This is a genomic window from Mycolicibacterium iranicum (genome assembly GCF_002101705.1).
Lineage (GTDB): Bacteria > Actinomycetota > Actinomycetes > Mycobacteriales > Mycobacteriaceae > Mycobacterium > Mycobacterium iranicum.
Window position 1 is genome coordinate 329,658 of record NZ_LQPC01000028.1, and the last position, 11,236, is coordinate 340,893.

13 protein-coding genes are annotated in these 11,236 nt (G+C 66.3%); 4 read left to right on the plus strand and 9 right to left on the minus strand.

The window, feature by feature from the left end; all coding sequences use genetic code 11:
* Positions 1–30 precede the first annotated feature (30 nt).
* The gene (locus AWC12_RS12390) at positions 31–483 is read left to right on the plus strand and encodes a hypothetical protein (RefSeq protein ID WP_024444817.1); all 453 of its coding nucleotides are present in this window, start codon (positions 31–33) and stop codon (positions 481–483) included.
* Here the strand turns inward: AWC12_RS12390 and AWC12_RS12395 are convergent.
* The 5 genes from AWC12_RS12395 to AWC12_RS12415 form a co-directional block, all read right to left on the minus strand.
* Positions 480–1,391: a phosphotransferase family protein gene (locus AWC12_RS12395; RefSeq protein WP_024444818.1), complete on the minus strand. Its 912-nt coding sequence runs from the start codon at positions 1,389–1,391 to the stop codon at positions 480–482. The genes AWC12_RS12390 and AWC12_RS12395 overlap by 4 nt on opposite strands.
* Positions 1,392–2,600 (minus strand): mechanosensitive ion channel family protein, encoded by a 1,209-nt coding sequence (locus AWC12_RS12400; RefSeq protein WP_024444819.1) that lies wholly within the window; start codon positions 2,598–2,600, stop codon positions 1,392–1,394. It lies immediately after the preceding gene.
* Positions 2,601–2,732: 132 nt separating this feature from the next.
* Entirely contained in the window at positions 2,733–3,392 is a 660-nt protein-coding gene (locus AWC12_RS12405; RefSeq protein ID WP_085174567.1) for an MOSC domain-containing protein, read from the minus strand.
* Positions 3,393–3,415: 23 nt separating this feature from the next.
* The gene (locus tag AWC12_RS12410) at positions 3,416–3,928 is read right to left on the minus strand and encodes a DUF4333 domain-containing protein (RefSeq protein ID WP_024444821.1); all 513 of its coding nucleotides are present in this window, start codon (positions 3,926–3,928) and stop codon (positions 3,416–3,418) included.
* A gap of 34 nt (positions 3,929–3,962) precedes the next feature.
* Positions 3,963–4,349, minus strand: coding sequence for a DUF2237 family protein (locus AWC12_RS12415; protein WP_024444822.1), 387 nt, complete (start codon positions 4,347–4,349; stop codon positions 3,963–3,965).
* A 29-nt stretch (positions 4,350–4,378) separates the two neighbouring features.
* Here AWC12_RS12415 and AWC12_RS12420 point away from each other — a divergent pair, with 29 nt between their 5' ends.
* On the plus strand, positions 4,379–4,933 hold the full coding sequence (locus AWC12_RS12420) for a DUF1697 domain-containing protein (protein ID WP_085174569.1): 555 nt from the start codon (positions 4,379–4,381) through the stop codon (positions 4,931–4,933).
* Here AWC12_RS12420 and AWC12_RS12425 read toward each other — a convergent pair whose 3' ends face one another.
* A complete protein-coding gene (locus AWC12_RS12425; RefSeq protein ID WP_024444824.1) occupies positions 4,934–5,950 on the minus strand; it encodes a CobW family GTP-binding protein in 1,017 nt (338 codons plus the stop codon). It lies immediately after the preceding gene.
* 73 nt (positions 5,951–6,023) lie between these two features.
* Between AWC12_RS12425 and AWC12_RS12430 the strand changes: the two genes are divergently transcribed.
* Positions 6,024–7,658 carry a diguanylate cyclase domain-containing protein gene (locus AWC12_RS12430; RefSeq protein ID WP_085174571.1) on the plus strand — a complete coding sequence of 545 codons (1,635 nt, stop codon included), beginning with the start codon at positions 6,024–6,026 and terminating at the stop codon, positions 7,656–7,658.
* On the opposite strand, the gene AWC12_RS12435 is transcribed toward AWC12_RS12430, so the two are convergent.
* Together AWC12_RS12435 and AWC12_RS12440 are read right to left on the minus strand one after the other, a co-directional pair.
* Entirely contained in the window at positions 7,624–8,403 is a 780-nt protein-coding gene (locus AWC12_RS12435) for an SDR family NAD(P)-dependent oxidoreductase (RefSeq protein ID WP_085174573.1), read from the minus strand. The two genes, AWC12_RS12430 and AWC12_RS12435, sit on opposite strands and share 35 nt — an antisense overlap.
* Positions 8,404–8,489: 86 nt before the next feature.
* Positions 8,490–8,882 (minus strand): hypothetical protein, encoded by a 393-nt coding sequence (locus AWC12_RS12440; RefSeq protein WP_200864952.1) that lies wholly within the window; start codon positions 8,880–8,882, stop codon positions 8,490–8,492.
* 124 nt (positions 8,883–9,006) lie between these two features.
* Here AWC12_RS12440 and AWC12_RS12445 point away from each other — a divergent pair, with 124 nt between their 5' ends.
* On the plus strand, positions 9,007–9,618 hold the full coding sequence (locus tag AWC12_RS12445; protein ID WP_085174575.1) for a hypothetical protein: 612 nt from the start codon (positions 9,007–9,009) through the stop codon (positions 9,616–9,618).
* Here the strand turns inward: AWC12_RS12445 and AWC12_RS12450 are convergent.
* Positions 9,615–11,009 carry an aspartate aminotransferase family protein gene (locus tag AWC12_RS12450; RefSeq protein ID WP_085174577.1) on the minus strand — a complete coding sequence of 465 codons (1,395 nt, stop codon included), beginning with the start codon at positions 11,007–11,009 and terminating at the stop codon, positions 9,615–9,617. The two genes, AWC12_RS12445 and AWC12_RS12450, sit on opposite strands and share 4 nt — an antisense overlap.
* Positions 11,010–11,236: the final 227 nt, after the last annotated feature.

Consider the following 11,236-nt stretch of genomic DNA (forward strand, 5'->3'; position numbering starts at 1 on the left):
TGCCGTTTCCCGCTGCGGCGTGCTGGGTAGATGACACTCGTGACTGCGACCCACCACTGCGGACGACACCGGCAAACACGCCGAGGCGGCCAATTCGGGCGCCGCGTCACCACCGCGTCCGTGCTCGGTGCGGCCGGGACGGCAGGTTGGCTACTGACCATGCAGATCGTCGGACCGGCACCGGCTCAGCCCACCGCGGAACCGCGACCGTCCGTCGCCGAGTCGCCCGCGCGGGAGCAGATACAGCGGGAGGGACAGGTCATCGCTGTGTCGGGGAATTCGTTCACGACAAGTACCCCAGACGGGCAGACCACGACATTCCGCATCACGCCCGAGACGGCCCAGATCGCTTCGCCGTCAGTGAAGCGTCACGTGGTGGTGGTCGGCGTGGTCCACGACGGCGTCGCGGTCGCTACGGCGATCGCGGACCAAACGGCAGTCGGACCGAACGGGCCGCCGATGGATTACGGGCTGCCGACCTAGCCGCTGAACACCGGTGTGCCGCGCCACTCCTCCAGCGCTGTGCCCAAACCCTGAGCTAGCAAAGGCAATTGAGGAATCAGCGTCAGGCAACCCACGAACTGAAGTCGACGCGCGCAGTCCATGACACGCAGCACCTCGGGATCGGTGCCGCGCAGACCCAATTCTCGCGCTGTTCTCTCATACTGGTCGACCGCGTCTTTTCCCAGCATCGCGAGGTCCCACTCGACGGGGCCGAGGCAGACATCTTCGAAATCGGAAAACAACACGCCAGACTTGGCGCGGATCACGTTGTGGGACGGTCCATCTCCCTGGATTGGCTGTACCGAGGCCTTCGGAAACGCCGACGTGAACGTCGTCGGATCCGCCAGTATCCGGCTCAGTGCCTCGTATTCCACACGCGCACGGTCGATTTCGGCGGGCGTGAGGACCTCCACGTTGTCGAGGTCGGCCAGCATATCCGGCAGACCGTCGTTGAACGGTGCCAGGAACGGCAGCTCTCCCGGATAGCGGGCGAGCGCGGCGTGCAAGCGCGCCGCGAACGATACATCCACACCCTGGTAAGGCTGGTGGTCGTCGGCGACGTCGGCCAACTCCCAGAACGTCATGGGGAACCCGTCCCGTCGGACGGGAGACCGGGGTACTAGCGGTGACGGCGCAACCACCGGAACACCCTGTCCGTCAAGCCAAGCGGCCACGTCGAGTTCGCGCTGCTGCCTGGCCGCCTGGCGTTCGGGGAGCAGGCTTGCGGTCAAGACCACCGGAATGCGTGCCACCACCGGCTCCGGCCCGAGATGGACGACCACCGAGAAGACGTCATGCAACACGGTGGGGTGCTCGACGTGAAGGCCGAGTTCGCGTGCCGCGCCAACTGCGGCGGCGACAGCCCGTTGGGTCCGGTCCCCTATCACTCAGCCACCGTCGTAACGCACGCTCGCGAGATCGGCGTCGAAAGCCCGGCTCCGGCGGTCCGCTTCGAAGCTTCCGCTGAACAGCCCGGAGTCGGCCTGCGATTTGCCGTTTTGGGCGACGTCATTCTGCGGCTGTCGACTGACGTCACTCTGGTGCTCGAGGCGCTGACGGGGCATCGCACCGGGATTGGTCCGCTGCAGCCAAGAGACCATGCCCTCCCTGACGTCGCAGCGCAGGTCGAACAATTGGCCGGCGTTGGAGGCGCTGACAAGCATCCGGACCCGGACCCGTCCCTCGACGGCATCGGTCACCTGGAGAACACCGACTCGGCCGTCCCACAACGGGTTTGCGTGCAGTAGCCGATCCAGCTCGGTGCGCATGGCGTCGAATGGCACCGTGAAATCCACGTCCAGTTCGGCCGTGCCGAGCAGCTCGGTGGCGTTGCGTGTCCAGTTCTGGAACGGCGTGCTGGTGAAGTACGTACACGGCAGCACTAGGCGGCGTTCGTCCCACAGGTGGACCACGACGTAGGTCAGCGTGATCTCCTCGATGCGTCCCCACTCGTCCTCGAGTACCACGACGTCACCCACTCGGATGGCGTCGGAGAACGCAATCTGGATTCCGGCGAAGACGGATCCGAGGGAGGTCTGCGCGGCCAGGCCCGCGACCACGGTCAGCACACCGGCCGACGCGAACAGCGTCTTTCCGATGTCGCTGAACGACGGAAACGTCATCAGCGCAGCGGCAACGCCGAGCATGACGATGATCGCGACCGCGATGCGGCGCAATGTCAGTACCTGGGTCTTGATTTTGCGGCGGTGGCGGTCGGCGTCGGTCAACCCCTCGTCGCCACCGGCGAAGCGGGAGATCACCTCTCGCTCCGCCACCCGCACCAGGCTGGCGATCATCCACGTGATGGTCGCGATGAGCGCGATGACGAGGGCATGGTCCGCCCAACTGCGCCAGCTGGCACTGATGTCCACGGTGCGCCGAACCGCCGCCGACGCGGCGATCACCACCAGGGTGGCGCGCAGGGGTCGGCGGGTGAGGTCGGCGACGTGATGCAGCAGGGTGCTGCGACGTCCGAGCCGTTGCAGAATCCACGACAGAGCGAGTCCTATCGCGTAGGCAAGGGCGATGGCGCCGGCGATCCATGCGGCGTCGCCGGCCAAATGCGTTGCGGAATGAAGTCCGATCGCGTCGTCCATGACAGAAGAAGACTCCTGGGAGCGGTTGTCAGTGGGCACGTGGAGCGCGACGGCGTTGTCGACGCGCACTGATGCGTTCCCGCCCCGCCCCGGGGCCGAAACCGGCACAGGTTCGTTTCGGCCAGATGGGACTCAGCTCACACCCTGGCTGCGCTTGGCCACCAGCGCTTTGATCTTGTCGGGAAGGGCGTCCGCGACCGCAAGCGCAGGCATCAGGTCGGATTCACCCATCATCGCCCGGAACACGGTGCCGATCGTCACATCGTGGTCCGGCCTGGACAGCACGTCGATGCGGTCGCCTGCCCGGATCGTCCCCGGTTGGATGACGCGGAAGTACGCACCGGGGTCACCCGCAGCCGTGAACGTCTTCATCCAGCCACGGATGCCGAGCCACTCCACAAACGTCTGACACGGCGTGCGCGGGCTGGTCACTTCCAGTACCAGCCCGTCCTCTCCGACCGTCAGACGCTCGCCGATCAGGAGCCCGGTGACGTCGACCCCGGAGGTGGTCAGGTTCTCCCCGAACATGCCGTTGGTCAGCTCGCGCCCGAGCTCTCCCTCCCACCGGTCCAGGTCTTCCCTGGCATAGGCGTAGACGGCTTGATCGTCGCCGCCGTGGTGCTTGCTGTCGCAGATAGAGTCGCCGACGACGCCGCTGCCCAGCCCACCCTTGCGCGGTCCCGGCGCCCGCACCACCAACGGTTCGGCGCTCGGCCGCTTGTCGATCCCCGAGCGGCGCCGCCGCATATCGATAGGGGACGCCGCCATGTTCACCGTCTGCACCAAGGCCATACCAGAAGCTAACCAGGCGGCGATCAGCTGTCGAGGAGCTCCCAGCTGTCGTCCTCACCGACCGGTGCTGCCGTGACCTGCACCGTGCGTTCGGCGCCCTGCTCGTCGGACGCGGTGCAGTCGAACGTCGTACCGACCTCGACCGCTTTGAGACCCTCGCCGCAATCCACGGTCACCGGGAAACCAACCTGCTTGCTCACCTCTTCGCCCAGCGTGTCGGCCACGGTCGGGAGCTCGTACAGCGTGTCCCTGGTCTCGTAGCTCACGTTGTAGTCGTCGTCTTTGACCGTCACACCGACGCGCACCGTCTGCCCGCCGACCTCGGCAGTGCAGTCGAATGTGCTGCCGGCCTTCGGGCTTGGTGACTGCTCGGGGCACGTCACGCTGGAGACCTTCTGGTCGATCGAGGAGTAGCTCTCGTCGAGCTTTTTGGTGATCTCCTCCTCGAGCCTGTCGTAGTCGAGTCCGCCGAAGGAGAACGAGCAGGCGGACAGCGCCAGAGCGGCGCCGCAGGAGGTCAGCAGGGTTTTCACCATGAATCAAGATCGTAAAGACGGCGGCGACGCACGTCTATAGATCGGCGAGGTCGTCCGGGACGTCAACCGCATAGCGCCGGAGCACGTCAAGAGGCACCGCCTCCAGCGTCTTTTCGTGGGTCGACGCCAGCACCACCGGACATGCCTGTCCGTCCTCATGCGCCCGGAGCCAATTCAATGCCGTGACGCACCACCGGTCACCGGGCACCAGCCCCGGGAACCGGTACGCAGGCATCGGAGTCGAGAGATCGTTGCCGATTGAGCGCTGGTGGGCGAGGAAGTCCGCGGTCACCACGGCGCAGATCGTGTGCCTGCCGAGGTCCTCGTCTCCGGTACTGCAACAGCCGTCTCGGTAGAAACCTGTCAAAGGTTCGGTGCCACAGGCGTCCAACGGTCCACCGAGAACGTTCCGATCTGCCATCGGGTCAGTATCCCGTAGCGTCGCCCTCCATGGGATCGACGACCCGGTATGCGGCACTGCTGCGTGGCATCAATGTCGGCGGCCGCAACAAGATCTCGATGGCGGACCTCAGGTCGGTGTTCTCCGACGCCGGCTACGGAAACGTCACCACCTACATCCAGTCAGGCAACGTCGCTTTCGAGTTCGACGGTGCGCGTAAGTCGTTGGAGTCCGACATCGAGGCGCTGCTGACGGAACGCTTGGAAAGCGCTCCGGTCGTGGTGGTGCGGTCGCACCGCGAATTGCGTGCCATCGTCGAGAAGGCGCCCGCCGACTTCGTCGCGCGCACCCAGGACCATCATCGGGACGTCGTCTTCCTCAAGACGCCGCTGACCGTCGAGCAGGCGATGGGTGTCGTCCAGGTACGCGACGGGGTCGACGAGGCGTGGAAGGGGCGCGGTGTCGTGTACTTCACCCGACTGTCGGCCAAGCGCACCAAGAGCAAGATGAACCGCATCGTCGGGACCCCGGAGTATCGGCTGATGACGATCCGGAATTGGGCGACGACGACGAAGATGCTCGCCATCCTCGACGGCATGCGCTGATCAGATGCTCAGCCGGCGATAGCGTTGCAGGCGCCGCACACCCTGCGCGGGAGCGGCGCCGGAGGTCGCGGCCAGCGCCGTCCGAATCTGGTCACGCACGGCCTCGGTGTCCAGTTCCATTCCGATCGCGACCAGGTTGTTGGCCGCCGCGCGCGGCGGCGCGACGGCGATGTGCACCGACGGTCCGACGACGTTGACCGTGTACATCCGGACACTGGATCGGTAACGGACCGCGATCGTGCCTTTCATGCGGTAGACCCCCGTCGGCGGTTCCTCGAGGAGGTCGACGACGGCGCCGGGGTCGACACAGCCGTCTGTGAACACGGTCACCGAGTCCGCATGCACGTGGTCGTGATCGTGGGCGTGCGGTTCGGCGTCGAACAGCAACTCGCGGAACGTCAACTGTCCGGATTCCTGTGCGGCCGTGGCGATGTCGTACAGCAGCGCGGGGTCGATGCGCCCGCCGGTGGCACCCACCACGTAGGCGTGGGCGTTCAGTTCGCGGATCCTGGACTCGATGCGTTGCAGCGTGTCGGCGCGGTCGGCGACCTGGTCGAGCTTGTTGACGACGACCAGTGTGGCCGCGCCGTAGCGGGCCGGCGGGTGCGCGTCCCGGTCGACGGTGTCGAAGTGGGAGGCGGCGTCGATCACGTCGACGATGCCGCCGGGTCTGACTCCGTCGACACCGCTGAACCGGATGATGCGGGAGACCGCGACGGGGTCGGCCAGTCCGCTCGCCTCGACGATGATGGCGTCGAGGCGCAACTTCGGGTCCGCGAGCCGGGCCAGCGCGAGGTCGAGTCCGCCCTCGTCCGGCAGACAGCAGATGCAGCCGCCGGCGATCGACGCGGGCTCGTCGACCTGGCCCGTCACCAGTCCGGCGTCGACGTTGAGTTCGCCAAAGTCGTTGATCACGACGCCGATCCGGGCATTCGGGCTGCGCAGCACGTGATTAAGAAGCGTGGTCTTTCCGGCGCCGAGATAGCCGGTCAACGCGATCACAGGTATCGGCTGCACAGCACCGCAGGTTACAGGGACTCGCGGTACCATTTTTGTTTGCGCCACGTTCATCGGCGCCAGGGGGTGATACGTGCACGGAGTGGGTGACGGCGGTTCCGGCCTCGCCGAGCGCGATGCTGCCGACGAGCTCCCCGTGCTCAAGGCGCTCCTTCACATCTCGGAGGCGGTGTCGCGGGCGAACTACTTCGACGAGGTGCTCGAGGTCGTCGCCGAGCAGGCGCGGGCGGCTCTGGGGACAGCGGCCCTCACGATCACCCGATGGGAACGCGACCGTGCCGCCTTGCGCACCCTGATCAACGTCGGCGACCTGGCGCCGCACCAACAGAGGTGGCCGGTCGACGACTTCTACGAGGTGACGCCTGAATCGAACGTCCACACGCTGCTCAGCCGCGGAATCGCGTACACCAATGCCCTCGATGACGAGGACTGTCCGGTCGAATCCGTGCTTGCACTTGAGAGCGTAGGTAAGGAAGCCGAGCTCGCGGTCCCGGTCATGGTCGGCGATTCGATGTGGGGCCTGATCTGGGCGACCGGGGACGACGGCCGCAGATTCGACCACGGTGACAAGCAGCTCATCCAGGCCATCGCCGCTCATGCGGCCATGGCGATAGGCCGCTCGGAACTCCTGACGACGGTGTGGCGCTATGCGTTCGAGGACCCGCTGACGGGCATCGCCAATCGGCGCGCCATCGACCAGTACTTGGCTGAAATAGATTGGGATAACACCGATTCAGTCGTCGCACTGCTGTGTGATCTCGACGGCTTCAAGCGAATCAACGACCGCGACGGTCATCCCGCCGGTGACCGACTGCTGCGTGACGTCGCACGCGAACTCGAGCACATGTCCGTCGCGATTGGCGGGTCGATCGCCGCACGCCTGGGCGGGGATGAGTTCTGCGTCGTGTTGCGCGACGCCACCCTGGCGTCGGCCCAGATCTTCGCCATCGACGCGACCAAGGCGATTCGGGAGGCAGCGGTCACCGAGGTCAGCCTGTCCTGGGGCGCCGCGACAACCGGTCAGGGCATTCGCAGCGGGAGCGACCTTCTCGCCGCAGCGGACGCCGCACTGATGGAGGCCAAGCGTCAGGGGCCTGCCCGCTACAGCACCGTCGTCGCAACGTCAGCGGTGGCGGGCGGGATCGACCGCCGTGACCGCGACGCGGGCAGGCCGATCGGGATCGATCGGTTGGCCGCCGTCGTCGTCGGCATTCTCGATTCGCGCCCCGATCTCACGGTGCCCGAGGCGCTGGAGATTCTCGCCATGCAGGTGCAGCAAGTGTGCGGCACCGCGGCCTGGGTGATTTCCGGGTGCACGGAGGATCACGATGTGCTGCAGAGGATTCGCGGCGTGGACTGTGTCCGGCAGGAGGAATCCGGCCTGTCGGTGATGACGGATCTCGGACCGGAGTTCTACACCCTCACCGACTACCCGGCAACGGTGCAGGCCCTGGCGGAGGGAACCTGCTTCGTCGCCGCCATCGGGCTGGACGACTCCGATCCCGCCGAGACCGCGCTGCTGGCCAAACTGGGCTACCAGGCAGTGCTCGGCATCGGTCTGCCCGCCGGGCAGCAGTGCTTCCTGCTGGAGTTCTACTCACACGACGGACACCAAATCCTTGCCGAAATAGCCTCCCTGGTCAAGGTTCTCGCGACCTACTGCGTCTCGCGCCTCACCGAAACCCGGCGGCCCCACCGTCGAGCATGATCGTCTGTGCCGTGACGAACGCGGCTTCGTCACTGAGCAGGAACGCCACCGCCGGACCGATGTCGGTGACGACGTCGCCGAGGCGTCCCATCGGCACCCCGCGTACCGTGCGCTCATAGGTCTTGGGATCCCACTCCCGCCACGTCCTGATGCTCTCGGTTTCGGCGTACGGGCACACCACGTTGACTCGGATATTGAGTCGGCCCCATTCCAGCGCAGCGACTTTCGACATTCCACGGATGGCTTCCTTCGCCCCGGCATAGGCGCCGAATCTGGGTAGGCCGATCGTGCCCGAACCAGATCCCAGGTTGACGATGCTGCCGCCGCCGTTGTCGACGAACACCGGATAGACGGCCTGCATCAACTCGAAGGTGGCACGTGGCCCGACGTCGAACACGAGGTCGTAGTCCTCACGGGTGATGTCCTGGAACGGTTTCGGCTCATTGGTCGCGATGGCGTTGTTGACCAGCCCGTGCACTGTGCCGAATCTGTCGAGCGTGGTCGCCACGATGTGGCGGGCGCTGTCGGGGTCGCGACGATCTGCCATGAGGGCTTCGACGGCGCGTCCCGATTTGCGCAAGTCGTCGGTCGTCGCGTGCAGCAGCTCGTCGTCACGGTCCACCAGGAGAACGGAAGCACCGCGTTCGGTCAGCGCCGCGGCGATACCCTTGCCGACTCCACGTGCGGCACCGGTGACGATCGCTACTCGACCGTCCAGCAGCGTTGCCGGGACTCTGGTGTTCATGCCGGACACGGTAGCCCGACAGCACTGCGAGGCCGGACCCGAGTGGGTCCGGCCTCGCAGAATACGTGGGTGTGGGTGTGTCTTGGTCAGCCGACCGGGATGGAGGCGCAACCGACGTTCGGGATACATCCCGAAACTCCGTCGGGTCCGGCCGTGCCTCCGACGCCGCCGGGGTTGGTGCTGCCGCTGGCGCCGCCGGGTCCGGCAGTGCCGGCCGGTCCGCCGGGAATGGCGCCGGTCGCACCCTCAGGACCCGCAGCGCCGGACACACCGCCGGGATTGGTGCTGCCGCTGGCGCCGCCGGGTCCGGCAGTACCAGCCGGTCCGCCCGGGATGGCGGCGGTGGCGCCGCCAGGGCCGGCGGTGCCGACGCTGGCGCACGGGGTGCCGTCGGCATTGAAGCACGGCGGAGGCGCGGGCTGGGCCATGGTCAGGGGCGCGGTAGCGATTGCAGTCGCCGCGGCGCCCGCGAAGAGCATAGGTCCGAAGATTCCGAAAGCAGATGTCTTGTGTCGCATAACAGAACTGTTGCCGGGTGATGCGAAAACAAAACCATCTCGATTATGAAGGTTTTCTGAAGGAGTGGTGAGGCATGCTGGCGGTGTGGGACTGATCATCCGGCTCGCGGAGCTGTTGCTCATCCTTGTACCGCTGGCGGGTGTGGCTTACGCGACGTTTCGCGCCGTTGTCGGCGCGCGCGGCCCGCAGGTCGACAGGGGATCCTCTCAGCGCAACGCGATATCGCGTGCCATCGGCACGCACGATAGGACGGATACCCGGTGGCTCGCCTACGAAATCGACGTCGAGAAGACTCTCGACTACCCGCTGATGACCGACATGCGTGATCCACTCACCCAGCGCTTCCACCGCGCCAAACTGCGGGCCGATCTTCTGCGTCCCTCGGATGTCTCCGACCTCGTCGAGGACCGCGAAGCGACATCCGAGTATCTCGATGCGGTGCAGGACTACGCCACCGCATTCGACATCGCCGAGGCCGAAGCGATCCGCCGCGGTCGTACCAATTTTTCTGTCGTGGAACAGGAACGGCTGGTTCGGGCTCAGCGCCTGCTGCGCGTGGCAGTCGATTCCGGTGCCACACAGCAGGAGCGGGACCGTGCCTACCAGCTGGCGCGGCGCGAACTCGACGGGCTGATCGTGTTACCCGAGCGGGCTCGCGCCGCCCTGGAGCGGGGTGCCAGAGGCGAGCTCGACTAGGCGCCGGCGATCGCGGCGTCGGCCACGTCGAGCGCGCGGTCGAGGATGGCGAGCCCTTCACGTGCTTGTTCGGCGGTGATGATGCACGGCGGCACCACGTGGATGCGGTTGTAGTTGGCGAAGGGGAGCAGGCCCAGCTTCTTGCACTCCGCGATGACGGAATTCATTGCGGCACTGGAGCTGCCATAGGGGGCCAGCGGTTCGCGGGTGGTCTGATCGGCGACGAGTTCGACCGCCCAGAACACGCCTGCGCCACGGACCTCGCCGACGCAGCGATGCTTGGCGGCAATCTCTTTGAGACCTGGGCCGATCACCTCGGCGCCGACATTCGCCGCGTTCTCCACGATGCCCTCGTCGGCCATCGCGTTGATCGTCGCGACGGCGGCGGCGGTGGCGAGGGGATGGCCGGAATAGGTGAGGCCGCCCGGATAGGCGCGGTGGGCGAATGTCTCGCTGATCGCCGGGTTGATCGCCACCCCACCGAGCGGGACGTAGCCGGAGTTGACGCCCTTGGCGAACGTGAGCAGGTCGGGGACGACATCGAAGTGGTTGATGGAGAACCACTTTCCGCTGCGGCCGAAGCCGGCCATGACCTCGTCGGCGATGAAGACGATGCCGTACTCGTCGCACAGCGCGCGCACGCCCTGGATGTAGCCGGGCGGCGGCACCATGATCCCCGCCGTGCCGGGAATCGACTCGAGAATGATGGCCGCGATGGTGTTCGGGCCCTCCATCCGGATCGTGTCGTGGAGGTGCTTGAGGGCACGCTCGGACTCTTCTGATTCCGTGGTGGCGTGGAACTGTGAGCGGTACAGGAACGGGCCGAAGAAGTGGACGACGCCGGCGTTGCCGTGGTCGTTCGGCCAGCGCCGCGGGTCACCGGTGAGGTTGATCGCGGTCTCGGTGCCACCGTGATAGGAGCGGTAGCGCGCCAGCACCTTGTAGCGGCCGGTGTGCAGGCGCGCCATGCGGACCGCGTGCTCGACGGCGTCGGCGCCACCGTTGGTGAAGAAGATCTTGTTCAGCTCGCCGGGAGTGCGCTCGGCGATGAGCCGAGCCGCCTCCGAGCGGGCGTCGTTGGCGTGCTGAGGGGCCACCGTGCACAGCTTCGCGGCCTGATCGGCAATGGCGGCGACGACTTTCGGGTGCTGATGGCCGATATTGGTGTTGACCAGCATGGAGGAGAAGTCGAGCAGCTTGTTGCCGTCCCCGTCCCATACGTGGCAGCCCTCGGAGGCCACGATCGTCATGGGGGAGATGTCGGCCTGCGCCGACCACGAATGGAACACGTGGGCACGGTCCAGTTCGTAGGTCCTTGCGGCTTCTGCGCGCGCGGCGTCGACGGTGAGGCCGTTGGGGAGCAGCGTGTCTTCGAGCGTTTCGTTCAGCACGGGTAAACGGTAGTTCCCCGACGTCAGAACCGGAAATGACGAATATCTACGCGCGCACTTCTGATGAGTCAACGCGTCAGCCGGCACTGGTATAATCGAACATGTGTTCGATGATTGGTCTGACGGCAGTGTCCTCTCGGTGGTGGAGGGTGCGCATCGTCAGGTGGCGGTGGCGATGGCGCGCAGTCTGGCCGGGATCTTCGAATTGCTGCAGCGGCGCACCGCGG